Genomic DNA, 24,480 nt, shown 5'->3' with positions numbered 1-24,480 from the left:
TATATTTTATTCACAGGCTTCACCTTGTGCTTCTTTTGCATTTGCAGGCGAAGTTCCTTTTAATGTATGCACATAGCTGGCTACCTTTTGAATTTTTTCATCACTAATCTGGCCCTTAAAAGCGGTCATCCCTTTTGCCGGGTTTCCGTTTTTTATGATGTTGAAAATACTCTCAAAATCACAGCCGTTTAACCAGTATTTATCGGTTAAATTTGGTCCGATGGCATTTCCTTCTCCATTCATTCCATGACAGGCAAAACAATTCATTTCGTTGTAAATGGTTTTTCCTTCCTGAAGGGAAGTGTCGTCGGTTAACCAGGCCAAATCAGCAGCCGAAAGACTTACCATTTGGTATTTTTCATCGTGGCGTTGCGATTTTTTTGCATATTCAGCATCCTGATGATCTCCTACTCCAAGCCAGAAATAATATGCTCCGTAAATGATTGAAAAACCAATTGTAATATAAAAAAGAGCCATTATCCATCGAGGCGGCGGATTGTCGAGTTCTTTAATCCCATCATAATCATGCTCCGTAATGTTGTCTTCATGCTCGTCGATTTGGTAATTTTCGTTTGCCATCTCTTTGTTTTTTTAATTATGATGTAAAGTTTTTTCTGTTGTATTGTCATGAAGGATCGAATTTTTTATGTCCTCCATTTCAGTATTTGATCTTTTCATCGTTCGAATAAAAATCACAATAAAAAGGATCACAAAAATCAGTAATCCAATGATATAATAAATCCGGATTCCTTCAATATTTTCAAGTAGGTTACTTACTATTTTCATTGTTCAGTACTAATAAAATGTAACTTGCCAGTTGTGTTATCTGCTCCTCGTTGTACTGGTTTTTGTAGGCAATCATTCCTTTGGCAACATTCCCGTTTGCAATGGAAGTATAAACCTGTTCCGGCTGATTTCCGTTTATCCATTCATCATCTACCAGACTGGGGAAAGTAGCTATCCCTTTCCCATCGGAGCCGTGGCATACGACACAGGTGGTTTGAAAAATTTGTTTTGCCGCATCCAGATCAGCTTGTGATGATAAAAGTTCAACACTTTCTTTTGTTATTTCCCCGGAAGTTGCTGTTTCCTGTTCAACCGGCACTGAAATATCTTTTCCCAATTTATGCATATAAGCAATCATGGCTACCATCTGTTTGGTTGGTTCAATTTCAATTCCCGATGCTTTTAAATCATCAACAATAATTTTTGCCTGAATCATATAGTCGTCAATGGCTTTTTGATCGTAACCCTCTTCGTAAGGGACTCCCAGGGTTTGCATTGCCCTGATTTTTTTAGGAGTCATTTCCAGATCAACATCTTTTTCTGCAAACCAGGCATAATTGGGCATTATGGATTGTTCATTCATTTTCTGCGGATCCAAAAAGTGATTGTAATGCCAGGCGGCATTTTTATACATCGGTCCTCCCACTACTCCCGCACGTCCCAGGTCGGGGCCTGTGCGGCGCGAACCCCACTGGTAAGGGTGATCATAAACAAATTCACCAATTTTGGAATATTCACCATAACGGTCGGTTTCCCAGCGGAAAGGGCGAACCATTTGTGAATGACATACATAGCATCCTTCCGAAATATAAATATCACGTCCTTCCAGTTCCAGCGGCGTATAGGGTTTTACCGAGTCGATAGTGGGAACATTTGACTTGATAAAAATCATAGGAATAATTTCCACTGCGCCACCAATAACCAGGGCTATAAATACCCAGACAGAAAAACGTACTCCTTTACGTTCCATCCAACGGTGAACAGTTTCCTGCACCGGATTCCTTGGGCCGGCAGGAACAAGAGCCGGTGCTTCGGCTGCTTCATTGTCCTCAACTTTACCGGTTGCCATCGTTTTGAAAAGGTTAAATGACATGACCAGAAACCCGCCAAGAAAAAGCACGCCAGCAAGAATTCGTACCGTGTACATCGGGAGGATTTGCGTTAGTGTTTCCAGAAAGTTGGGGTAAGCCAGGTAGCCTTCCGGTGTATATTCGCGCCACATTAACCACTGTGTTACTGCCGACCAGTACAATGGTATTGCATAAATTAAAATGGCAAGTGTCGACATCCAGAAGTGAATGTTGGCAAGCTTTTCAGAAAAAAGTTTGGTTTTGAATAGTTTTGGAATCAGCCAGTAGAGCATCCCAAAAACCAATCCGCCGTTCCATCCCATTCCGCCGATATGAACGTGAGCGATAGTCCAATCGGTGAAATGGGTGATTTGGTTTACACTTTTTAATGACATCATTGGTCCTTCAAATGTAGACATACCGTAAGCGGTAACGGCAACTACAAAGAATTTTAATGCAGCACTGTCGCGAACTTTATCCCATGCTCCCCGGAGCGTAAGTAAACCATTTATCATACCGCCCCACGATGGTGCAATCAACATAATGGAGAAGGTAACACCCAATGCCTGTGCCCATTCAGGTAGTGCCTGATACAAAAGATGATGAGGCCCTGCCCACATGTACAGGAAAATGAGTGACCAAAAATGAATAATGGAAAGTTTGTATGAATAAATTGGCCGGTTGGCTGCTTTGGGCAGATAATAGTACATCAAGCCAAGAAAAGGGGTTGTCAGGAAAAAGGCTACAGCGTTATGGCCGTACCACCACTGAACGACGGCATCCTGTGCGCCTGCGTAAATTGAATAACTTTTGGTAAGCGAGATTGGCAGTTCGAAAGAGTTAACCACGTGTAATATGGCAACCCCAATAAAAGTGGCAATGTACCACCAGATAGCTGCGTAAATATGCTGGACACGTCTTTTCAGAATGGTTCCAATCATATTCCAGCCAAAAATAACCCAAACCACTGCAATTAATATGTCGATCGGCCATTCGAGTTCCGCGTATTCTTTTGCTGTTGAAATACCCAAAACAAACGTTACCGCAGCCAAAACAATAATCAACTGCCATCCCCAGAAGTTAATCTTACTAAGCCGGTCACTAAACATTCTTGTTTTTAGCAGCTTTTGCATGGAATAATATACCCCCGCAAAAATGGCATTTCCAACAAATGCAAAAATAATCGCGTTGGTATGAAGTGGTCTTATCCGGCCAAAAGTGGTATATTCCAATCCGAAATTAAAAGCTGGAAAGGCCAGCTGCAATGCCGCCAATATCCCGACAAGTATCCCAACTACTCCCCAAATAATGGTAGCGAGGATAAACAACTTTACTGTTTTGTTGTCGTAATAAAACTTCTGATTTTCCATAATATAGTTTAACTCGTTTGTTTTTTACTTTCCTCTTTTTTTTCTTCTTCTCCGGAAGGAGAATCATCGTCGAACAAAATTCTGATAGCCGGAGTCTCGTTATCGTCAAACTGGCCGTCGCGAACCGCCCAGATAAACACACCTAAAAAAATAAGTGCGGCAAACAAACTTACGCCTATCAATAAATAAAAAATGTTCATGCGATGCGATTTGAATTATTGTTTGCTGAATCGTTTAATTTTTACCAACTGAAAGATAACATAACCAATGGCGATCCAAGCAGCACCGGCAGCTCCGAGGTAGGAGAGAAGCAACCAGATTTGTACATTTTCGTTGGTCGACCACAGCACTTCTTTTCGTATGAGTTGAGGCACTTCTTTGGGTTTTCCAACTTTAGCTTCTTCCAGAACAACCTGATCTGCTTTGTAATTTTCATCAAGTGTAACAACAATCGTTACATTCCCTTCTTCATCGCCGATAACCGTTTCCGGAACAGAAAAAACGGAGCGGCCATTTTTATCGGTTAAAGCCTGTCCTAATAAAAGGTTGCCAAAAGCTTTTTTTGCGCTGATAAAAACCGGGGCATTTTCCAGTTGCTGATAATTGCCCGATTTGTCTTCATATTCAGCTAATATCTCTACTTTTTTATCTGCTTCATTTACCGATGCCAGGATTTTTGCGTTTACCGGCGGCGCATCAATAAGAAGCTGTTCGTTTTCGGAATTGTAGTTTCTGATAAAATTAATCAAACGCCAGCGGTCGTCTGCCGAAATGGTGGTTTCAAACTGAGGCATTCCTCCCCGTCCTTTTGTGATTTTATAAAAAAGACCACCATCGGTATTTGCCTGCATTTGTTCTGAAGTAATATCCGGCGGTGGAGGAACAAGCGGAAGATGGTTATTTTTTCCCGGGTCTCCGTGGCACGATTTACAGTTTTGTAAATACAGGTCCTTCCCCTTTTTTACATTTTCAAGATTATACGAAGATGGATTTTCAATATTTAACTGATCCGCCGGAACCTGCCAATCCTGACCCATTCCGGGAAGCGCCAAAAACATCAGGATGCCAATCATCAAACGATTTACTTTTGTTTTCATATCCTTTTAGTTTTTTGGTTGTTTTGAAAAATATTTTTTATCCACACCTTTCTCTTCTGCATATTCCCAAATGGTTATCACCGGAAATAATTTGGCAAGAACTGTTATAATCAAAAGTGCAGCAAATACAGAGAATAATGTGATCATTATTTCGATGCTTGTAGGAGCATAACTTTTAAAATAGTCGGGAACATTCTGAACTGGCAGAAACGGATGCTCCATGGTTGGAATTACAATAAGATATCGTTTAAACCAGGCAGCTATCAGCACAACTACTGAAATAATAGTTAATGGTAAGGGTTTTCTGAAAAATTTAATCAACATCAGCAGGATGGGAATTATCAAACCTGCAACCTGTACCAGCCAGAACATGGAAGCAAATGCTCCGGTAAATAAATTTTGTAAATGAACACCTTCAGCGGTTTTCATTTTATAACCCGGAACCAGAAATTCGTTGATGTTAAAATACAGGTAAACCAGACTTACAAAGACCAGTAATTTCCCCATATAATCAAAATGAAAATCTTCAAAATAATTTTTTAAACCATAACGGAGGCGGTAAATATACATTAGAATAACAACAGCCGCGGCTCCTGCCACAAATGCTCCGGCCACAAAGTAAGGTCCCATAATTGTGGTATCCCATCCCGAACGCAGCGTTGCTGCAAATAACCAGGATGTAACGGTATGAATTGACAAACCAACCGGAATAATCAGGATCATTAGTATCCGCATGGCATGGTAAACTGTTTTGTATTGTTCTGGATTACCCTTCCATCCCAAAGCTAAAATGGTGTATATTTTTAATTTCCAGGTAGGAACTTTTCCGGTCATCCTGTCGCGAAGAAGTGCCAGATCAGGAATTAAAGGAAGGAAAAACAAAAGCGCCGAAATGGTTAAGTAGGTAGTTACAACGGTTACGTCCCAAATAATGGGAGAAGCAAATCTGCCATGTAAAAAAACATTCAGAAATCTGTCAGGGCGCCCCATGTCCATAACAATAATGATTCCGGCAAGGGCAACTCCGGCAATTGCTATTTGCTCAGCTACGCGGGAGATAGGTTTTGACCATGAAATTTTTAACAGGTGAAGTGCTGAGCTGATTAAAAAACCGATTAAGCTTATCGCCACAAAAAATACAAAGTTGGCAATGTACATTCCCCACGAAACATAATCCCGCATTCCGGTTACTCCAAGTCCTTTGTCGATTTGTATGATCCATCCCCACAAACCAACGCCGGCAAACATAATTAGTATAAAAAACCAAAAACGCGTGAGTTCATCCTTGTGGGTAATCGAACGTGTCAGGTCGGAAAATATCGTGTCCAACACTTTTCTCGATTCTTCCGGAGACTTTATAGTATTCATAAATTATTCTTTTGTCGGTTAGGAATGATGTTCAATTAACTCGCCTTCAAACGGAAAGGCTCGGTCTTTTGGAGGCAGATAATATACGCGCGGTTTGGTACCAAGTTCCTCCATTAAAGTATATGCCGCGTTGTCCTTTATCAGTTTACTAAAACTAACCGTTTCTTTTGTTGTTCCGTTGGTCACTGCATCTTCGTTTCTGTCGCCAAACCAGTAAACACCGTTCGGACAGGCGGAAACACAAGACGGTAACTTGCCGTCGCGCAAACGATCGGCACTAAACAAACATTTTGAAATGGTACCTTTTTTCTGCGGAACATTGGCTTCGATATTATAGGTTACCCCTTTGTATTTTTCTGCATCGCGTGGTTCAAACCAATTGAAAACGCGGGCAGAATAGGGACATGCAGCAATACAGAAACGACACCCGATACAGCGTTCATTGTCGATCAGAACAATACCATCGTTTCTTTTAAAAGTTGCATTTACCGGGCAAACTTTTGTACAGGGCGGGTTGTCGCAGTGCTGACATGGTTTGGGCATGTAATACGGAGCCGTATGTTCGGCATCCTGCATTTGTAAAACATTGATGTGATGTTGCTCTGGTCTTAACTGATGGTGGTTTTGGCATGCTTTCATACACTCTCTTGCATTCCGGCATTTTGATAAATCAATCACCATCACCCAGCTTCTTCCGGGGAGTCCTTCCCGACCACGCGTTTGGTTTTCGGAAAGGTTAGGCATTTCAGCAGGTGTGAGCTGCGATTTGTCCACTTCAACCAGTTCGCCACTTGACGTTAACAGTTTTATTTTATCACCACTTGATGTTTCAACACTGTTACAGGAACTCAAAATACTGGTGCCCCCAACAACACCTGCCGCACCAACGGTCGCTCCTAATTTTCGAATAAAATTTCTACGCGTATTTCTTTCCATAAAATGGTTTTTACTGCTTGTTGAATTTTCCGTTTGATTTAGAATTTGTAATACGAAAATAACCAATAAACCCAAAGTTGCAAGCCGGCCTTAAGGCCTGGAAATAAAAGACAAAAAAGGGTTTTATTGTCTGATTGTGAATATGTTAAGTGATAATTATATTCTTTCAATGAAAGAAAAATGTATTAATTCATTGATAATGAATGTATAGATTTTTAGCGAGAAAAAAATAGTTTCACATATAAACATTTATATATTTTGATTGTTGTCATTAGTTTATTTTAAGCAATTTTATTTTACATAATTCAGCTCAGCTCAATTTGAAAAACATGTTTTATAACATATAAAAGCATGTTATTTTTAATCGGACTGATTTTGTGTCTTTGGAGTAAACCGTGACGTGAAATCAATTTTTTACCGAATTCGAAAGAAAAAGTGAAAAAAATCCCAATTTCTCACTAACTTCTTAAACATTAATCAGGCTTAGCCGTTTCAATACTTTGAAAAACTAAACCTGTAATAAAATATTTTTTAAGTAATATGGTGTTTAAAATGAGAGATTCGAAAAGGAATTTCAGTTTGGCAGGTATATTTATTTTTTTGTTTTTTGGTTTACTAAAGGTTAACGGACAGGCGGTAATTGATCCCGCTGCAACAGATAAGGACGTAGAAATTGGAATTGTAGAGCATCTGGATGAATTTTTACCCGACAGTATTTCCTTAATAAATGAAAAAGGAGAACAAGTGTGGTTGTCCGATTTGATCGACAAACCAACAATTCTAAACTTTGTATATTACCGGTGCCCCGGAATATGCAGTCCGCTTATGGAAGCCGTTGCCGGTGTAATGGATAAGTCAGATTTAACACCCGGCGACGAATATCAGGTATTAACCATAAGTTTTGATCCTTCCGAAACCATCGACCTTGGGATACGCAAAAAAGCAAATTACCTGAATTTGATGAACAATGCTGATAAAGTTGAAGCAGCCAAAGAAGGTTGGAAATTTTTTGTAAGTGACAGTGCAAGTATTGTTCGGGCTACAAATGCAACGGGATTTAAGTACAAAAAAACAGGAAATGACTTTTTGCATGCAGCATCACTGACTGTTGTCAGCCCTGATGAAAAAATTACCAGATATCTGAATGGATTGTATTTCCTTCCGCTGGAATGGAAGCTTGCTATTGTAGAAGCTTCGAAAGGACAATCAGGTCCGACCATAAACAAAGTACTCCGGTTTTGTTATTCCTACGATCCGGAAGGACAAACATATGTTTTAAATGTTACAAAAATAAGTGCAACACTAATAATGTTTATTGCTTTCATTTTTATGTTGTATCTTGTAGTAAAACCCAAAAGGAAAACGATAAATTAAACTATAAACTTATATGCATACAACACATGCTGAAAATGAAGCAAACTACCTGAAGTACAAGGGGAAATACAAAGGTTTGCTGGGGTGGATTTTATCGACCGACCATAAACGAATTGGTTTGCTGTATCTTTATTCCATTGGAACAATGTTTATTGTGGGCGCCTTGCTCGGCTTAGCAATGAAATTTGAATTGCTGGCTCCCGGAAAAACCATTATGAATGCGCAAACTTATAATGCTACGTTTACGGTACACGGTGTGATTATGATTTTTATGATAGTTGTGCCCGGATTGCCTGCGGTTTTTGGTAATTTTCTTATGCCGATTATGATTGGCGCAAAGGACGTGGCATTTCCCAAATTAAATTTATTGTCGTGGTATCTTTATGTGGCAGGCGTATTTTTGGTGCTTTCCGCATTATTATTTGGTTCAGGTACTCCCGATACCGGCTGGACATTTTACGCCCCCTATAGTTTTAAAACGGGGACAAATCTGTTACCTGCGGTTTTTGGTGCTTTTGTGCTCGGTTTTTCATCCATATTAACCGGATTAAACTTTTTGGTTACGATTCATCGATTACGATGTCCGGGATTAAAATGGACAAAACTGCCGCTGTTTGTATGGACACTGTACGGCACCGCGTGGATTCAGTTGCTGGCCACGCCGGTGGTTGGTATTACTTTGGTGCTTATTGCACTGGAAAGAGTGTTTGGTGTTGGTATTTTTGACCCGGCGCTGGGTGGAGATCCAATTCTTTATCAGCATCTTTTCTGGATTTACTCACACCCTGCCGTGTACATTATGATATTACCGGCAATGGGGGCGATTTCAGAAATTATCCCGACATTTTCACAAAAACATGTATTTGGATATAAGGCCATTATCGCCTCAACCATGGCCATCGCATTTGTAGGTTGGCTGGTATGGGGCCATCATATGTATACCGCCGGAATGAGCGGTACGGCACAATACTATTTTTCATTGTTGACATTTATTGTAGCCATTCCCAGTGCGATAAAAGTATTTAACTGGATTTCAACAATGTATAAAGGCTCAATAAATATACAAACGCCATTTTACTGGGCCGTTTCATTCATATTTGTGTTTATGATTGGCGGTTTAAGCGGTTTGGTTTTGGGTGCGCTTTCAACCAATGTGTATGTTCACGACACTGCTTTTGTGGTAGGCCATTTTCATTACATCGTTTTTGGAGGAACCGGGTTTTCATTTTTTGCCGCTATTCATTACTGGTTCCCAAAAATATTTGGCAGAATGTACGACAAAGCGTGGGCAAACATTGGCTGGCTGGTATTTTTTATCGGTTTTCTGGCCCTGTATACCCCAATGTTTTATCTGGGATTGATGGGAATGCCGCGACGCTATTACGATTATCTTGAAGAGTTTCATGGCGGAAATATACTGAGTACTTTTGGATCATGGATTTTGGCAACAGGTCTGATTATTATCATTACCAACCTGGTTCGCTCAGCACGAAAAGGTCCCAAAACTGAAAGTAATCCCTGGCACGGGAAAACACTGGAGTGGTCAGTACCTTCGCCACCACCGCTTGAAAATTTTGATGAAATTCCGGTTATTGCCGAAGACGACGGACCTTACAACTACAAATAACTAAACCAGATATGGAAAAAACAACACAAATTACTCACGACCATTACGATGCGGAAGCGTCGAAAATAGGAATGTGGTTGTTTATTTTTACCGAACTTCTGCTTTTTGGTGTCCTCTTTATTATATATGCGGTGTACAGATATATGAACAGCGATGCTTTTCATTTGGCTGCAGAGGAGCTGGATAGATTTATCGGAACTTTAAATACCGTTCTGCTGCTGATAAGCAGTATGACGATTGCAATGGCAACAACCGCACTGCAGAAAAAAAATAAAAAACTTACTTTATTGCTTTCTTCTGTCACGGTTTTACTCGGAATCCTTTTTCTTGTTAACAAGTATTTTGAGTGGGGGTTAAAGTTCAGCCACGGCATCTGGCCCGGATCGGAACATATGATTGAGACAATGAGTCAGGGCGAAATTCTGTTTTTTGGTCTCTATTTTATTATGACCGGCCTGCATGCGCTTCATATTATTATTGGCCTGGTGATTATAGGATTTGCCATGGTTGGTGTAAACAAAGGAAAAGTAAATTCCAACCGACCTTCTTTGCTTGAAAATGCAGGTTTATACTGGCATCTTGTTGATCTTATCTGGATTTTTCTCTTCCCCTTGTTCTATTTAATAACCTAATTAAATTTATTGCTATGTCAGAAGAAAAACACCATATTGTATCTTACAAATTTTATGTTATAATCCTTTTGGCTTTGCTGGCTTTGACGTTTTCTTCGGTGGAAATCACCAGCATTGAGTTGGGAAAGTATACGGTAGCCGGAGCTTTGCTTTTTGCGGTTATAAAATCGTATCTCGTGTTGACTTATTTTATGCATTTAAAGTTTGATAAACCCTATATAAAAATCATGGTGGGATTTGTCTTTGCAGTATTTGTAGTCACCATTGTAATAACTCTATTAGATTACTTATACCGATAGTATTAAAGTTATGTATAGTTCAGAAGCAACACAAGCATCAAATTTTGTTCAGGGAGTAGACCAGGCATTCCTGATTATCCTTGGAATTTCGTTTTTCTTCCTCATCGGGCTAACCGTTGTAATGTTGGTTTTTGTATATAAATACAATAAAAAGCGGCATCCGAAACCAACTCAGATAGAAGGCAGCGTCAAACTGGAATTATTATGGACAATTATTCCGTTTGCATTAACAATGTTGATGTTTTACATTGGTTGGGCCGGCTGGAAACCCATGCATAATCCGCCCAAGGATGCAATGGAAGTAACCGTTTACGGAAGAATGTGGAATTTTAGTTTTGAGTACGAAAACGGGAGACGGACCGATACACTTTATCTTCCCAAAGATAAAGCGGTGAAGTTAAACCTCGTGGCAATGGATGTACTGCACAGTTTATACATCCCGGCATTCAGGGTTAAACAGGATATGGTTCCGGGGAAAAAAGACAATTTTATGTGGTTTGAGCCTCAGAAAGAAGGAGAATATGAATTGTTTTGCGCTGAATACTGCGGATTGCAGCACTCGTATATGTACACTTCAGTAAAAGTTATGGAAGACAGTACTTTTACAAACTGGTTAACAGACACAACTATGGTTGCTTCTGCTGCTGAAGTTGAATCACCAACTGCTACCGGACGAAGAGTTATGCAAAGTATTGGTTGTTTTGCCTGTCATTCCATTGATGGTTCGAAACTGGTGGGCCCAAGTTTTAAAGGAATTTGGGGCGAAGAACAAACCGTTGTTACAGGTGGCGACGAAAGGGAAATAGTGGTTGATGAAGAATATATCAGGCGTTCGATTTATGATCCAAATGCCGATGTGGTTGACGGTTTTAACAAAGGATTGATGTTATCTTACGAAGGCCAACTTTCAGAAGATGATATAACAAATATTATCGAATACCTCAAAACGTTAAAATAGTTTGAAGACTTATTTCAAAGACATACTGGAACTGGGAAAGGCAAGAATTTCGTTTTCTGTCGCTTTGTCGGCTTTAACGGGTTATGTTTTGTATACCGGCGTATTAGACAATTTGGGGTGGGCAATTACTGCAGGTGTGTTTTTTTTGTCGTGTGGTTCCTCGGCACTTAACCATTGGCAGGAAAGGAAAACCGATGCTTTGATGCCACGCACCCAAAACCGCCCGATTCCAGCCGGAAGAATCAGCGCAGCAAACGGGCTGCTTGTCGCCATTTTGTATGTGGGAATAGGCGCTCTGATACTCCTGTTAACTGCACCAACAGTTGCTTTGATTATCGGTTTTATAACCTTGTTTTTTTATAATGCCGTTTATACACCACTAAAAAGAGTTACAGCTTTTGCCGTAATTCCCGGTTCTTTTGTAGGCGCATTACCCCCTATGATCGGTTGGGCCGGAGCCGGAGGAAGTTTAACTTCCGAAATCATTCTGTTGGTTTCCGTGTTCTTTTTTATTGGTCAGATTCCGCATTTCTGGCTTTTGCTGCTTATGTTTGGAGACCAGTATAAAAAAGCCAAGCTGCCAAGTTTAAATCAGATTTTTGATGAAATGCAAATAAAAAGAATTACTTATACCTGGATTCTTACCACCATTGCATCAGCATTGCTGGTTATTTTATTTGTATTTAATAACCGTCTGTTAATTTTTGTGTTGCTGTTTTATACTTTTTATCTGTTGTCGTCGCTGTCGATGGCTGTGTTTGTAAAGGAAGAGTTTAAAGTGCGGCCGGCTTTTTATAAACTTAACTTTCTGTATTTATTTATGATGATCTTTCTGGTCACCGACGGACTGCTACGTTCCGGGCCTTTTTAAACGCTGGGCAGTGCATGTTTATCCATTATTTCAAACAAAACTCCCTCACGCAATGCAAAATCAGTTTGTACAATGTGTGTAAGTTTTGCATCTGAAATCAGCTGTTTTATAAGAACTACGGCCGGAACAATTAAATCAACACGCACCATATCCATTCCCTTCATAGCTAGTCTTTCTTCACGCGTTGACTGAATGATTTTTTTATATACTTTATGAAAGTCTTCCAGCGAAACGGGTTGGGTTATTCGGCGTTTTTCACCTGGATTCACCTGATCGATAATGTCGGCAATGGTATCAAATGCCCCCGAACAACCAATAAGTGTATTTACTTTTTGAGAACAACACTGTTCAAACGCATTTTTGTGTTGGTCTGAAAAGTATTTCTGAAGTCTCTGTATTTCTGAAGGTAAAATAGGATCCGAAATTTGAAACTGATTGATAACACGTGCCATCCCGGTTGGTTGACTCTCTTTCCATGTCATCTGCTTGTTTTTCATCACAATCAACTCGTTGCTGCCCCCTCCAATATCCAGAATAACCGCTGGTTTGTTAAAATCCTGAAAGGCCAGCAAAACGCCGTTAAAGATTAATTCTGCTTCTTTTTCACCGCTTACAACTTTTACTACATAACCGGTTTGGTTTCCAATCTGTTCCAAAAAAGAAACCTTGTTTAAAGCTGAACGTACCGCCGATGTGGCAATACTTCTTACCTTGTCAACCTGAAAATTTTCAATTATTTCCTTGTGTTTTGAAAAAGACTGCAAAACTCTTTGGGTTGCATCGGGGCTGATTTCATTTGTTTTAATTTTATCATCGCCCAAACGTACCAATTGTTTACTTTGGTGCAGAATACGGTATTCCGTCGAATTTATTTCGGCAACAAGCAGATTACAGGTGTTGGTTCCCAGGTCGATAACAGCAATCCTCATCTATTTAACATTAGAGAAATGTAAAGCAATATAAAATAAACTTAAGAAAACGACAAGCAGACATAAAGAATAAATTTTACCGTGTGTTGTCTGGGGTTTCACGTCAATTGAATTCATTGGCGTTGGTTTATAATCTTTAAAATTGTTTTTAATACCTTAATGTCTTAATTTTATTAGAGTTATAAAATTACCTGCAATGTCAGATTCAATTGAAAACCGGTTCAGAAAGGAATGGTCAGATGCCGAATGTTGGGTTTGGGACGAAATCCGCGCAGGACGTATTGCCAGCTTTAATAAAAAATTCAACAGAAACCTCAATCCTAAAGCAGAAAAAGAATGGAATCGCAAAGATGAAAAAAGAGTTTTATCAGCTGCTTTTTTGGAGACACTGTTAAATGAGGAATTTTTTAAAAGTGCGATCAAATTTAAAGGTGTGCGGATTGAGGGTGCACACTTTAAAGAGGATGTTAATCTCCAGCATGTAAAATTATCCTGGCAATTATGGCTTGAGTTTTGTCGGTTTGAGGGCTCGCTAAAATTAATGAACCTCGAAATAAACGATTGGTTTTCACTTGAAGACTCCTGGGTAGGTGGCGGACTGGACTTAAACGGGGCGCAATTACACAGTTATGTTTCTTTTAAGCAAATTACTGTTCTTGGGGCGGTTGATATGATAAGTGCAAAGGTTGGCGCCAACCTCGAAATGGATGGCGGCCATTTTACCCAAAAGGTAAATATGAACTCCATTAAAATAGGAAGTTCTTTGTATCTCCGGAATAAGGCCAGCTTTACAGCCGTTGAACTGGCCAATGCTTTTGTTGAAGGAATGGTCGAATTGAGCGGGAGTACATTTAGCGGTAAACTTGATATGAACCTGGCCAATATTGGCGGTTATCTTTCCATGGCCGGCAATGCGGTTTTTAACCAGATCGATTTGAACAGTGCCCGTATTGGCAGTAATCTCTTTCTGATGGAGAGCACGTATAACGATTTTCTCGATGTAAGCTCGGTTCATGTTGAAGGAACGATTTATATGAGTGGAAATACTTCGTTTAAAGATATCTATCTCGGAAATGCCCGGATTGAAAGTGATTTGATAATGACGGGAAGCTCGTTTACCGGAGACTTAAAAATGAGTTCCGTAAAAATTGGTGGTTTTTTGTATATGGATGGAGGGGCTACTTTTAACCTGGTAGAAATGAGAAGTGCCCAGATTGGAAGTATGATATCGATGATTGGCAGCTCTTTTAATGGTGCGCTGGAAATGAATTCTATCAGAGTGGAAGGTTCTGTTTTTATGCGAAAAAATGCACAATTTCAGAAGGTAAATCTTGGCAGCGCTCAAATTGACGGAAACCTGGAGTTAAGTGGAAGCAAATTTTCAGATACTGTAAATATGAATTCCATAAATGTTGCGGGATCACTTTTTTTGGATGATGGCGCCAGTTTTGAAATGCTTAAATTGGGAAGTGCCCGTATAGGAGGAACAGTGTCAATGATTGGCAGTGAATTTCACGATTTCCTCGATATGAATTCCTTAAAAGGCGAAAGTGCTGTTTTTATGCGTGACGGAGCTAAATTTCAAAGAGTAGATATTGGCAGTGCTGAGATTGCAGGAAATCTTGAACTGACAGGCAGTACCGTTTCCGGATATTTAAACATCAGCTCTGTAAAAATAGGAGGAAATTGTTTTTTAAGGGATAAATCAGAGTACCAGGAGGTGAATATAACCAGTGGCGAGATTGCAGGTAACCTTGAACTGACTGGGAGCAAATTTTTCCAGAGACTGGGGTTAAACTCGGTAAAAGTTGGTGGTTCGCTCTATATGGACGGTGGTGCTGTTTTTGAATCAGTGGGAATGAGAAGTGCCCGGATCAACGGACTGATTTCTGTTTCGGGAAGTACATTTAACGGCGACCTGAATATGAATTCTGTGATTACCGAAGGTTTTGTTTTTATGCGCGGAAAGTCGGTATTTCAAAAAGTAAACATGGGAAATATATGCATTGCCGGTAACCTTGAAATGTCGGGGTGTAGTTTTGGAGGCCTCGTGAATATTAATTCCGCCAAAATTGAAGGGTCCGTTTTTATGGATCAGGAGTCACAATTTCAGGAGGTAAACCTGGTAAATGCCGAAGTTGGAGGAAACCTCGAAATGCCATCCGCTATTTTTTCCGGAAAACTGAATCTGAATTCTTCAAAAATCGGTAATTCTTTGTTTATGGACTCGGGAGCCAGTTTTAAAGAAGTAAATTTAGGTGCGGCTTGCGTGGGGAATACAATTGTAATGAGTGGGAGTACTTTTAATGGTTTTTTGGATATGAACTCCGTAAAAGTCGAAGGAGCTGTTTTTATGACAGGATATTCAGTATTTAACGATGTAAACCTGGTGAGTGGAAAAATAGCCGGAAATCTGGAATTGAATTACAGTACATTTAAAGGTGACCTGAGTTTTGATAATCTTGTTATAGAACAAAACTTACTTGCCCAATATGCCTATTTCGATAAAGATAAAAAGCTGAGTTTGTGTTATTCAAATATTGGTTCTACTGTAAATTTTTCGGGTTCTCAAATGGGGAGCCTGGAATTAACTTCAACAAATATAAATTCTGAGTTGCGTTTGGGGTCGGGAAGGAGTGTTCCCCCGGTGTGGAGCAGTTCATCGGAAATGATTCTCTGGAACGCCACTGTTGGTGCCATTCAGGACAAAGGGATTAACTCATGGCCCGATAAGTTGGAACTGGAAGGGTTTACTTATCACGGCTTAGGCGGATATGGAGCCACAGGTGAGGGAAATATGGCCAAACGAAAATCACCGGAGTTTATCAATTGGCTGGAACGTGACAAAACATTTTCACCCCAACCCTACGAATACCTGGCGAAAGTGTTAAACGAATCGGGTTTTCCTTCAAAAGCCAATGCAGTTTTACACGCCGGAAGAAAGAGATCGCGTACAGTAGCCTGGGAACAAAACGATAAAAAGAAACGGGAATACATGCGTTGGTTTGGTCTGGTTCTTCTGCAGTCAACCATTGGTTTTGGGCTGGGAGGCAGGTATTTCCGGGTGTTAATTTGGTTGCTTGGATTTTCCTGTATTGGTTTTTTTGTTTTGCTTTTTACCTGTCAGAGTTCCGGCCCCGACTATTTCAAAATGGCCTGGGCAAGCCTGGATGCTACGCTCCCGATTGTTGAATTGAATGAAGAATATGGTGAGTTTATTTTTAGTAATTCAGCCAACGGTATAAAGACCTGGTTTTATATTCAGAAAATGATTGGATATGTTTTGGGTGGTTTTATTGTAGCCGGTTTGGCCGGGTTAACTCAAAAAAATTCATAAGTGTTTTGGGGGAATTTCTTCGGATGATGTTGTTTTTTCCAGGGGAATCATCGAAATGGTTTCTGTTGGACAAACGGCTGAGCAGGCTCCGCATCCGACACATTTATTCAAATCGGCAAGGGGTTTCATCATTAGATTTTGGGCAGCTACTATCTGAATCGCATTGTAGGAGCAAACTGATTTACAGCGGTCGCATTCTTTAAAATCGCTTAGTAAACAATTTTCTAATCTGATATTTATGCTTCCGATAAACAACTTTTTTTTGGCATTTAAAGTAAAAGGAGAAATTGAACCGGTGGGGCAGACTGTTCCGCATAGATTACAATCTTCCAGACAATATCCTTTATTTTCAAAACTGACTTCGGGAGTCATCCAGGCGGTAATATTTTTTTTCCCGGAGTGATGAATGATGATATTTGAGGGGCACGCTTTTATGCAACTGCCGCAACGCACACACAAGGTGTTAAATAAGTTGCCCCGGAGCGAAGCCGGAGGTCTGAAAAATTGTTTGCGCTCTGCATGTAACAGCGGAGGAATAAAAACACCCGCAAGCAATCCGGTGCCTGAAGCAATAAACATACGCCGGCCAACATTTTGCTCCGTACTTATATTTTTCTTTATCAGGAATTTTTTTATTATCCATTTTCGCCAGGTAGTGAGTTCATCAAAAAGGCCACCCAGCGGACAAAGTTTTCCGCACCAAATTCCGGGGAGAAATAAATGAATGACCAGCAGAACGGGCAAACCAATAAAAGAGGCAATAATAGCCAGTGAAATGTCTGATGCAAAAGCGGCAAAAAAACCGTTAAAAACCGACAGGGGATCCAGAAGTGTAAAAAGCGGGATGCCTGTTAGCGCGGCAGCCAGAGAAAGTAAAGCGAGCCATCTGCCAAGCCGGGGAACTTTTTTTACAAATGTCCGGGAGTGTTTCCCCCATTTTGAAAATGAATCACAGCCTAATCCTACCGGGCACATGTAACGGCAAAACCACCGGTTTCGAAAAAACGAAACAAGCAAAATACCCCAGCCCAGAATATTAAGCCAAACCATCGATTTTAGAAGAAACAGAGAGTTGAGCATTACAAAGGGGCTCAGCCACATATAAAATCCGGTAAAAAAACCGAGTTGTAAGGGTAACGCCAGCAAAACAGCCACTGCGGTTGAAATTCGGCGGATGTATTTTGATTTTGTCAGCTTCATTTTTGATTTTATCAATCTGTGGCCCCTAATGCGGTGAGTCAGCAGGACGAATTAAAACCCGCTTGCTGCCGGTTTCAGTTTAGCCAAACCACACATTTTGCTCCTCAAGTGTTTTCCTTAGTTTTTGCCGGTCGATTTCGCGTACTGTTACACGGTCATTCGCGGCTATTGCTGCAGCGGCACCCGCTCCATGTCCGGTAATCAGGCAGGTCCCGATTATACGTGTGTCTTCAACCAATGCTTGTTCAAAACAAAAACAACGGCCTGCAACCAGTAAATTTTCCGTTTTTTTCGGTAACAACGAACGATATGGAATTTGCCAGAGCGGACGTTCATACGCCAGAACTTTATTTCCCTTATATAACATGGAAGTCCAGGCGCCGCTGATTCCGATAACATCGTCAAACTGTTTGAAAGTCATGCTATCTTCAAGTGTAAGTTTGTATTCTCCTTCCACGATGCGCGACATACGAACACCCATTTGAGATGCAGTGTCGAGCAAAAATACGTTCTCGTGGCCCGGTACTTTTTTTATTTCTTCCACACTTTCCCATATTTCTTTTCGGTATTGCAGTTGCAATTCGGAAAGATTCTGCATGTCAATTCCATCCTGATCATTCAGACCATGCATATTTACCCAGTTTACACTTGGGATGGGAGTGGGTTGTCCAAGCGGCATTTCCTTGTAGCCCGGTCTGTTTTTGTCAATCCTGTCTATATTTCCCAAACGGTGCACCAGGCCAATATGATAGTTCATGGTTTCATAGCTTTCACCGGCCCAGTGGAAAACATCGCCGTCGCCGGTGCAGTCAATCACCACCTTTGCCATAACGGCCTGCCGCCCTGATTTACTTTCAATAAACACACCTTTGATGGTATTCCCTTCCATAATGGCATTTACACCCCAGGAATGATACAGCATTTTTACTCCCGATTCAACAATCATCTCATCCAGGACGTATTTGCCGGCCTCGGGATCAATTATCGGATTAACCTCATGAATAGCCATTCCCATGTCAAAAAGCCGTTGTGCCATTTCTCCTCCAAGTCCGTGAATGACTTGTTTTCGTCTTTTTTGTTTGTCTACTGCATGGGTTGACAACAGCGGCAGAACAAGCCCGCCTGTCCACAAACCGCCCAGGTGATTATAACGTTCCACGAGATAGGTTTCTGCTCCGGCACGGCTCGCAGCGATGGCGGCGGCTACTCCCGCCGGCCCTCCGCCGATAACCAGTACATCGGTTTCAGCAATAACCGGTATTTCACGGGCTGGTTCGGTAATCGTTCGTTGTGGTTCCGTTGGATCAGAAAGCGGCGTGGGAGTTTCCTGCTGATCTCCTTCAATTTTACGTCCGCAGCTAACGCCCATGGAAAGGGCACTTCCTGCAACAATAATTCGGGTAACAAAGTCTCGGCGTTTCATTTGGTTGATGATTTATTGATTTTTGTCTAAAAATAGTAAATTCTGTTTAAGCCATGCAAAAAATGTAAAGTCACAAGATTGCGACTCTACATTTTATATGCTAACACCTAGACTATGGAATACGGTTGTGTTTAGAAATTTTTTCTCAGAAAATGATAGGCGTTGCCATGCATAAAACGTTCAACGATTTCGGAAGCCGCCATTTTATTATAGCTTTTTAGATTATCCGACTGTGCTGAAGCAATAAAGTTATAAGCATGTTTTTCCAGGTAACTGTCAAATACCGGCATATCTTCAGCGGTCCAAAAACCATTCAGCGGATTCACCATCCCGTCGTTGTCGGTTCCTACACACTGTATTCCCCAGGCAAACATATCGTGGCGGTTAAGTACTTCCGTAATATGCTGGATTTGATTCCATATCATTTTTGATTTGTGGAAAAGCATTTTTCTGCGGGTAAGATTGGGGCCTGTTTTTTTGAGTACTGTTTCGCTTCCCACACGCCGTTCATCAAACTGAATTCCAAATAAACCACCAGATTTAGCCACTTTTACAATTTCATCATCATAAAAGTTAATATCATCGGGTTGGAATTTTCCAAAGTTAAAAAGGTCGTCCTCTACTTTTTCTTCAAACGATCGCAGTCCGGTTACAGCCCCGTGACTTACAATCAAGGGGACAATTTCATTGGGGTATTCATCTTCCAGAAACCGGTAATATTCTTTCCGCGCTTTTACACTCATGTGTTTTAAATCGACGAGCACACGTTTTCCGTTGGTGTTGTCGAGAAGTTGGCGTACCAGTTTCCATCCCAGCTCATTAAATCCTTCGTCCATTCCTTCTTTTTGATCGCAAAACTTACTTACCTTGGCATTTAAGCTGCGGGCGTGTCCAACCATTTCGTTGTAAAAATGATGGGTTAAGCCCATAAAAAATAATTTCCTGTCCCAGCTTTTTACTTTTTTAACATTGTTTAGAATCTCTTTTTCATTGATTGTTCTGCCTGCGAGTTGAAGCCCTCCGTTAAATGCATGCGCTCCTTCAATGGATAGAATAACAAAGATGGTTTTTACATCGGGATCATATTCTTTATCAATTTCTGCAAACGACGAAACAATTTTATATTGGTACCAGTCGCCATCCACTTTGTATTTAACTCCTTCCAGCTGACGATAAAAATTATACTCCATTTCCAAATCAGAAAAATAGTCAGGCATGGCCTGTACATGGTCTATTCGCTTTTTTCCCAGGCCGGTTACAAGGTTGGCAACGGCGTCACCAACCAGGCGTGTGCCCAGTTTATTAATGACAAAACCCTTTTCAAGACCACACAGGGAAACAAAAACAATTTCAGCTCCGCTTTTTGCCAGCGATGTAAAATCGGCCTGCCTGAATTTTGTAAGCGTAGTAACAATATTGGTTGCTTTATCCAGTAGCGTTGGCGGATCGTAATACCACAAACTGTCTTTTCCATTCCGGTTTGGGTTGTTTTCGCCCGGATGCCGGTAATAACTTCTTCCGAGGGGTTTCATGGCGGGATGTGTATGAAGGTCGATAAACGGCGTTTTCATAAATAAGGATTTAATGGTGTTTAATTCCTTAATTTACAAAAAATAAAAAAGAAAATCAATAGGGGAGGATTGTTTATTGTTTGATTTACAGTATGTTTTGGATATAAGATTTGTTATGCTAATAAAATCTTATGTTTTAAAAATACCGGGGATTTGAGGATTTGTGTTGGTCTGTTTTTTACCGGTTGGTTATATTCTCCGGCTCAAGGTCGTGATTCTGCAAACGGTGCCAGGCCATCTCTTCGTATTTTGTTTGCGGTTTTCCGTAGTTGCAATAGGGGTCGATACTTAAGCCGCCGCGGGGAAGGAATTTTCCCCATACCTCGATATATTTTGGTTCCATTAGCCGGATTAAGTCATTCATTATGATATTGATACAGTCTTCATGGAAAGCGCCGTGATTTCTGAAACTAAACAAATACAGTTTCAGGCTTTTACTCTCCACCAGCTTTTTATCCGGGATATAGCTGATGTAAATTGTTGCAAAATCGGGCTGACCTGTAATCGGACAGAGGCTGGTAAATTCCGGTGCATTAAATTTTACAAAATAATCGTGTTCAGGGTGTTGGTTTTCAAAACTTTCCAAAACCTCCGGTTGGTAATCAAAAGTGTATGCTGTTTTGTTTCCCAGGTGTTTTAACTTATTCATTTTCTTTTTGTTTTAAGTAGTTTTCCAATCCACGGTTTCGCAAATAGCAAGCGGGACAATTGCCGCAACCTTTTCCTTTTACGCCCTTGTAACAGGTTACGGTTTCGTTTTGTACAAGTTCAAACACGCCAAGATCGTCGGCCAGTTGCCAGATTTCTGTTTTGTTTTTCCACATCAGCGGAGTATGGATTTTATAATCGTAATCCATCGAAAGATTAAGCGTTTGGTTAAGGGAAACAATAAAATCGTTCCGGCAGTCGGGATAACCGCTAAAATCGGCCTGACCAACTCCGGTCACCAGATTTTTAACCGATTTTGATTTGGCATAAATTGCTGCGTAAGTCAGAAAAAGCATGTTTCTTCCTTCTACCAGTGTGTTGGGAGGGCGTTCGTCCGGTTTTTCTTTTTCCACTTCAATGGAGGCTGATGTTAGTGCATTTGCTGTTAACTGAGGGAGTAATTTCAGTTTTAGAATTTCAAAAGGGACATTTGCTTGCACAGCAATGTGGCGCGCTGCTTCCAGTTCTGTTTTGTGCCGCTGACCATAATCAAAGCCCAGCGCAAAAACCTTGTTAAAATGTTGTTTTGCCCAGAACAAACAGGTCGTGGAATCCTGTCCGCCCGAAAAAACAAGCAATGCATTATTATTCATGATAAAACAAGCTTTTTATTTTTTAGCAATAATCAAGCTGCAACCCGTAGCCCGGCATGCTTAAATTTGTCGTAAACGAAAAGGGTTATAGGATACCGAATAATCAAAGGTATCTTCTCCCTCCAGTTGTTTTATTTTTTTCACCACCACAAGCGTTAGCGGAAGTACAATAATTTCATAAACGGTTTTTATTACGGCCTGTGTAACAATCATTCCCAATAAAACATTTACAGGGAAAACACCGGCAAAGGCTACCGATATAAAAATCAGTGAATCGATACTTTCGCCCGCCAGGGTTGAAACAATGGCGCGAAGCGAAAAAGATTTTCCTTCGGTTATGACTTTAACTCTACTCATTACAAAGGCATTCAGAAACGATCCAAAAAGGTAGGCTAGTAAACTGGCGGCTACAATACGGGGGGTGTTTCCAAGCACGCTTGCAAAAGCATTTTGTCCTTCATAAAACGGAGCCGCAGGAACGGCAACGGCCATACTAAAAAACAACACTGCAAGCAGGTTTACCCCAAATCCGGCCCAGATGATCAGACGGGCTTTCCGGTATCCCCACACTTCAGCAATTACATCGTTAATGATGTAGGCCAGCGGAAAAATCAAAACTCCGGCGGGTGCCGACCACGGGCCAATCATAATTATTTTTGATGCTAAAATGTTGGAAATAAGCAGACAGGTTGCAAATAATATACCTGCCAGCATAAACAAAACAGAAACTTTGTTATTCATACTTCTTGTTTTTTACGTGGTTATCAAGAACACGTCGTTAATAATGGCGCAAATATAAAAAGTTTCTTTGGTTTTTTAGCGATAAGCAACAAAGCTCAATCTTTATTTCCAAACAATCATCTTCCAATGACTATCGTCTGATTCCCAGTAAATACGATTATTATTTTTTTCCGGTTACCACCTTTCCTGTGCTACACTCCTGCTTCCATATTTCAGCTTTTATCTGTACCTTTCATTTTGTAAACAGCAGAATATTTTTATTTTACTAACCGATTACACACTAAAACCTTCACTTATGCAAAAAATGAAAGCAGTTATTTACAATAAAAAAGGAGCCGAAAAATTGGTTTATACTGATGTGGAAAAACCTGTACCCCGGGAAAATGAAGTGCTGATAAAGGTGATTGCGTCATCGGTAAATGCAGCAGATTACCGGTCGATGCGATTGGGAATCGTGCCCAAGCGAAAGATTTTTGGAGCCGATGTTGCCGGCCGTATAGAATCGGTGGGCAAAGGTGTAAGCCACTGGAAGACAGGAGACGAGGTGATGGGGGATTTATCCGGCAGCGGCTTTGGCTGTTTTGCTGAGTATACCCTGGCTCCTGAAAATAAAGTTATCCAAAAACCCGCTGAACTTTCCTTTGCAGAAGCGGCGGCGATCCCGCTTGCTGCAATGACAGCCATTCAGGCTATGCGTAACAAGGGAAAAATTCAAAAAGGACATAAGGTGTTAATTGTAGGAAGTGGCGGCGGAGTAGGCACATTTGCAGTGCAGCTTGCCCGGCATTTTGGCGCAGAGATAACTGCGGTGTGCAGCACCCGAAATGCAGAACAAAGCAAAATGCTCGGCGCCCAAACTGTAATCGATTACACCAAAGAAGATTTTACCCGCACCAGGCAGCGTTTTGATCTGATTCTTGCTGTAAATGGAAATGAAGCGCTTTTAACCTATCGGCGTTTGCTGGAGCCGGGAGGTAGATATTTGATGGTGGGCGGTGCAATGACACAGATTCTTAAATCTTTGTTATTTGGAAAATTGCTGTCGCTGGGGAAAAAGAAAATGCTGGCAGTTTCGGCAAAAGCAAATATGGCGGATTTGGAATTTATTGCAACTCGCGTAGCCAAAGGCCAAATCAGACCGGTAATTGACCGGACATACACTCTCGAACAGACTCCCGAAGCCATGGAATATGCAAATACAGGTCATGCACAGGGAAAGGTGCTGATTAAGGTAGAATAGTTTTAGCAGAGAGTCAGGCTACAAATTACCGGGTGGAAATTCATATTTTGGCAAAAGCGGATAAACTCAGACTTAAGAAGCTGTGTAGTAACAACAATTTGGGGACTAGCTCTGGCATTTATGCCGGGGATAACAATGAAGCACAAATGGGCTTTAATCCTTGATATCAATTCATTGGACTAAAGTCCCAAAGGATATATAGCTCTGCTTTACTGGCATAAATGCCGGTGTTATTTTTTACACATTCCCGACTATCTGACTTTTATTTTGTGTGCTAAACACCATTTCACCGAATATTCGATCTTAATTAGATCCTACCGATATTAAATAAATGCCTTTTTATTTGTAAT

At 40.8% G+C, this 24,480-nt stretch carries 22 protein-coding genes; 8 read left to right on the top strand and 14 right to left on the bottom strand.

All coding sequences use genetic code 11. The annotated features are described in order from the left end of the window. Positions 1 to 6 precede the first annotated feature (6 nt). Genes GM418_RS06045 through GM418_RS06015 form a run of 7 tightly spaced genes read right to left on the bottom strand, consistent with a single transcriptional unit; the run spans position 7 to position 6,627 of the window. Complete coding sequence (locus tag GM418_RS06045; protein ID WP_158864163.1) at positions 7 to 579, bottom strand: cbb3-type cytochrome c oxidase N-terminal domain-containing protein; 573 nt, start codon at positions 577 to 579, stop codon at positions 7 to 9. Positions 580 to 591: 12 nt separating this feature from the next. Then, positions 592 to 786, bottom strand: coding sequence for a cbb3-type cytochrome c oxidase subunit 3 (locus tag GM418_RS06040; protein ID WP_158864161.1), 195 nt, complete (start codon positions 784 to 786; stop codon positions 592 to 594). Continuing rightward, the gene (gene ccoN / locus GM418_RS06035; RefSeq protein ID WP_158864159.1) at positions 770 to 3,226 is read right to left on the bottom strand and encodes a cytochrome-c oxidase, cbb3-type subunit I; all 2,457 of its coding nucleotides are present in this window, start codon (positions 3,224 to 3,226) and stop codon (positions 770 to 772) included. The genes GM418_RS06040 and ccoN overlap by 17 nt, the downstream gene beginning before the upstream one ends. A gap of 8 nt (positions 3,227 to 3,234) precedes the next feature. Continuing rightward, positions 3,235 to 3,426: a cbb3-type cytochrome oxidase assembly protein CcoS gene (gene ccoS / locus GM418_RS06030; protein ID WP_158864157.1), complete on the bottom strand. Its 192-nt coding sequence runs from the start codon at positions 3,424 to 3,426 to the stop codon at positions 3,235 to 3,237. 15 nt (positions 3,427 to 3,441) lie between these two features. Further along, on the bottom strand, positions 3,442 to 4,323 hold the full coding sequence (locus GM418_RS06025) for a c-type cytochrome (RefSeq protein WP_158864155.1): 882 nt from the start codon (positions 4,321 to 4,323) through the stop codon (positions 3,442 to 3,444). A gap of 6 nt (positions 4,324 to 4,329) precedes the next feature. Continuing rightward, entirely contained in the window at positions 4,330 to 5,691 is a 1,362-nt protein-coding gene (gene nrfD / locus GM418_RS06020; protein ID WP_158864153.1) for an NrfD/PsrC family molybdoenzyme membrane anchor subunit, read from the bottom strand. A gap of 18 nt (positions 5,692 to 5,709) precedes the next feature. Beyond that, the gene (locus GM418_RS06015) at positions 5,710 to 6,627 is read right to left on the bottom strand and encodes a 4Fe-4S dicluster domain-containing protein (RefSeq protein ID WP_158864143.1); all 918 of its coding nucleotides are present in this window, start codon (positions 6,625 to 6,627) and stop codon (positions 5,710 to 5,712) included. A 552-nt stretch (positions 6,628 to 7,179) separates the two neighbouring features. Between GM418_RS06015 and GM418_RS06010 the strand changes: the two genes are divergently transcribed. From GM418_RS06010 to GM418_RS05985, 6 genes are read left to right on the top strand one after another with little or no spacing between them, the layout of a single operon-like run. After that, positions 7,180 to 8,001 (top strand): SCO family protein, encoded by an 822-nt coding sequence (locus tag GM418_RS06010; protein ID WP_158864141.1) that lies wholly within the window; start codon positions 7,180 to 7,182, stop codon positions 7,999 to 8,001. Positions 8,002 to 8,014: 13 nt separating this feature from the next. Beyond that, complete coding sequence (locus GM418_RS06005) at positions 8,015 to 9,628, top strand: cytochrome c oxidase subunit I (protein WP_158864139.1); 1,614 nt, start codon at positions 8,015 to 8,017, stop codon at positions 9,626 to 9,628. Between the two features lie 11 nt (positions 9,629 to 9,639). After that, a complete protein-coding gene (locus tag GM418_RS06000) occupies positions 9,640 to 10,260 on the top strand; it encodes a cytochrome c oxidase subunit 3 family protein (RefSeq protein WP_158864137.1) in 621 nt (206 codons plus the stop codon). Between the two features lie 14 nt (positions 10,261 to 10,274). After that, on the top strand, positions 10,275 to 10,559 hold the full coding sequence (locus tag GM418_RS05995) for a cytochrome C oxidase subunit IV family protein (protein ID WP_158864135.1): 285 nt from the start codon (positions 10,275 to 10,277) through the stop codon (positions 10,557 to 10,559). A 10-nt stretch (positions 10,560 to 10,569) separates the two neighbouring features. Then, entirely contained in the window at positions 10,570 to 11,517 is a 948-nt protein-coding gene (gene coxB / locus GM418_RS05990) for a cytochrome c oxidase subunit II (protein WP_158864133.1), read from the top strand. Between the two features lies 1 nt (position 11,518). Beyond that, complete coding sequence (locus GM418_RS05985) at positions 11,519 to 12,388, top strand: protoheme IX farnesyltransferase (protein WP_158864131.1); 870 nt, start codon at positions 11,519 to 11,521, stop codon at positions 12,386 to 12,388. Here the strand turns inward: GM418_RS05985 and GM418_RS05980 are convergent. After that, positions 12,385 to 13,317, bottom strand: a complete 933-nt coding sequence (locus GM418_RS05980) for a Ppx/GppA phosphatase family protein (protein ID WP_158864129.1) — start codon at positions 13,315 to 13,317, stop codon at positions 12,385 to 12,387. The genes GM418_RS05985 and GM418_RS05980 overlap by 4 nt on opposite strands. Before the next feature lie 196 nt (positions 13,318 to 13,513). Between GM418_RS05980 and GM418_RS05975 the strand changes: the two genes are divergently transcribed. Continuing rightward, positions 13,514 to 16,654, top strand: coding sequence for a leucine-rich repeat protein (locus GM418_RS05975; protein ID WP_158864127.1), 3,141 nt, complete (start codon positions 13,514 to 13,516; stop codon positions 16,652 to 16,654). On the opposite strand, the gene GM418_RS05970 is transcribed toward GM418_RS05975, so the two are convergent. The 6 genes from GM418_RS05970 to GM418_RS05945 all read right to left on the bottom strand — a co-directional run bounded on the left by GM418_RS05970 (position 16,649) and on the right by GM418_RS05945 (position 22,890). Continuing rightward, positions 16,649 to 17,854, bottom strand: coding sequence for a 4Fe-4S dicluster domain-containing protein (locus GM418_RS05970; RefSeq protein WP_158864125.1), 1,206 nt, complete (start codon positions 17,852 to 17,854; stop codon positions 16,649 to 16,651). The genes GM418_RS05975 and GM418_RS05970 overlap by 6 nt on opposite strands. Positions 17,855 to 17,933: 79 nt before the next feature. Then, positions 17,934 to 19,277 (bottom strand): FAD-dependent oxidoreductase, encoded by a 1,344-nt coding sequence (locus GM418_RS05965; RefSeq protein ID WP_158864123.1) that lies wholly within the window; start codon positions 19,275 to 19,277, stop codon positions 17,934 to 17,936. A 131-nt stretch (positions 19,278 to 19,408) separates the two neighbouring features. Next, positions 19,409 to 20,848 (bottom strand): membrane dipeptidase, encoded by a 1,440-nt coding sequence (locus GM418_RS05960; RefSeq protein WP_158864121.1) that lies wholly within the window; start codon positions 20,846 to 20,848, stop codon positions 19,409 to 19,411. 178 nt (positions 20,849 to 21,026) lie between these two features. After that, positions 21,027 to 21,497, bottom strand: coding sequence for a preQ(1) synthase (gene queF / locus GM418_RS05955; protein ID WP_158864119.1), 471 nt, complete (start codon positions 21,495 to 21,497; stop codon positions 21,027 to 21,029). Beyond that, positions 21,490 to 22,149 carry a 7-cyano-7-deazaguanine synthase QueC gene (queC, locus tag GM418_RS05950; RefSeq protein WP_158864117.1) on the bottom strand — a complete coding sequence of 220 codons (660 nt, stop codon included), beginning with the start codon at positions 22,147 to 22,149 and terminating at the stop codon, positions 21,490 to 21,492. Before queC ends, queF begins: the two co-directional genes overlap by 8 nt. A 60-nt stretch (positions 22,150 to 22,209) precedes the next feature. Next, positions 22,210 to 22,890, bottom strand: a complete 681-nt coding sequence (locus GM418_RS05945) for a queuosine precursor transporter (protein ID WP_158864115.1) — start codon at positions 22,888 to 22,890, stop codon at positions 22,210 to 22,212. A gap of 304 nt (positions 22,891 to 23,194) precedes the next feature. On the opposite strand from GM418_RS05945, the gene GM418_RS05940 reads away from it, so the two are divergent. Then, positions 23,195 to 24,130 carry an NAD(P)-dependent alcohol dehydrogenase gene (locus tag GM418_RS05940; RefSeq protein ID WP_158872506.1) on the top strand — a complete coding sequence of 312 codons (936 nt, stop codon included), beginning with the start codon at positions 23,195 to 23,197 and terminating at the stop codon, positions 24,128 to 24,130. Positions 24,131 to 24,480 lie beyond the last annotated feature (350 nt).

Source organism: Maribellus comscasis (genome assembly GCF_009762775.1).
GTDB classification, from domain to species: domain Bacteria; phylum Bacteroidota; class Bacteroidia; order Bacteroidales; family Prolixibacteraceae; genus Draconibacterium; species Draconibacterium comscasis.
Note: the sequence above shows the minus strand (reverse complement) of the source record. Positions and strands in the feature narration are given on the sequence as shown.

Coding starts and splice junctions, on each gene's coding strand:
- GM418_RS05940 (WP_158872506.1), top strand. CDS start 23,195: ATGAAAGCAGTTATTTACAATAAAAAAGGAGCCGAAAAATTGGTTTAT.
- nrfD (WP_158864153.1), bottom strand. CDS start 5,691: ATGAATACTATAAAGTCTCCGGAAGAATCGAGAAAAGTGTTGGACACG.
- GM418_RS06025 (WP_158864155.1), bottom strand. CDS start 4,323: ATGAAAACAAAAGTAAATCGTTTGATGATTGGCATCCTGATGTTTTTG.
- GM418_RS05975 (WP_158864127.1), top strand. CDS start 13,514: ATGTCAGATTCAATTGAAAACCGGTTCAGAAAGGAATGGTCAGATGCC.
- GM418_RS05960 (WP_158864121.1), bottom strand. CDS start 20,848: ATGAAAACGCCGTTTATCGACCTTCATACACATCCCGCCATGAAACCC.
- ccoS (WP_158864157.1), bottom strand. CDS start 3,426: ATGAACATTTTTTATTTATTGATAGGCGTAAGTTTGTTTGCCGCACTT.
- GM418_RS06040 (WP_158864161.1), bottom strand. CDS start 786: ATGAAAATAGTAAGTAACCTACTTGAAAATATTGAAGGAATCCGGATT.
- coxB (WP_158864133.1), top strand. CDS start 10,570: ATGTATAGTTCAGAAGCAACACAAGCATCAAATTTTGTTCAGGGAGTA.
- GM418_RS05970 (WP_158864125.1), bottom strand. CDS start 17,854: ATGAAGCTGACAAAATCAAAATACATCCGCCGAATTTCAACCGCAGTG.
- GM418_RS06015 (WP_158864143.1), bottom strand. CDS start 6,627: ATGGAAAGAAATACGCGTAGAAATTTTATTCGAAAATTAGGAGCGACC.
- GM418_RS05965 (WP_158864123.1), bottom strand. CDS start 19,277: ATGAAACGCCGAGACTTTGTTACCCGAATTATTGTTGCAGGAAGTGCC.
- queC (WP_158864117.1), bottom strand. CDS start 22,149: ATGAATAATAATGCATTGCTTGTTTTTTCGGGCGGACAGGATTCCACG.
- GM418_RS06045 (WP_158864163.1), bottom strand. CDS start 579: ATGGCAAACGAAAATTACCAAATCGACGAGCATGAAGACAACATTACG.
- GM418_RS06010 (WP_158864141.1), top strand. CDS start 7,180: ATGAGAGATTCGAAAAGGAATTTCAGTTTGGCAGGTATATTTATTTTT.
- GM418_RS05995 (WP_158864135.1), top strand. CDS start 10,275: ATGTCAGAAGAAAAACACCATATTGTATCTTACAAATTTTATGTTATA.
- GM418_RS05980 (WP_158864129.1), bottom strand. CDS start 13,317: ATGAGGATTGCTGTTATCGACCTGGGAACCAACACCTGTAATCTGCTT.
- GM418_RS05945 (WP_158864115.1), bottom strand. CDS start 22,890: ATGAATAACAAAGTTTCTGTTTTGTTTATGCTGGCAGGTATATTATTT.
- GM418_RS06000 (WP_158864137.1), top strand. CDS start 9,640: ATGGAAAAAACAACACAAATTACTCACGACCATTACGATGCGGAAGCG.
- queF (WP_158864119.1), bottom strand. CDS start 21,497: ATGAATAAGTTAAAACACCTGGGAAACAAAACAGCATACACTTTTGAT.
- ccoN (WP_158864159.1), bottom strand. CDS start 3,226: ATGGAAAATCAGAAGTTTTATTACGACAACAAAACAGTAAAGTTGTTT.
- GM418_RS06005 (WP_158864139.1), top strand. CDS start 8,015: ATGCATACAACACATGCTGAAAATGAAGCAAACTACCTGAAGTACAAG.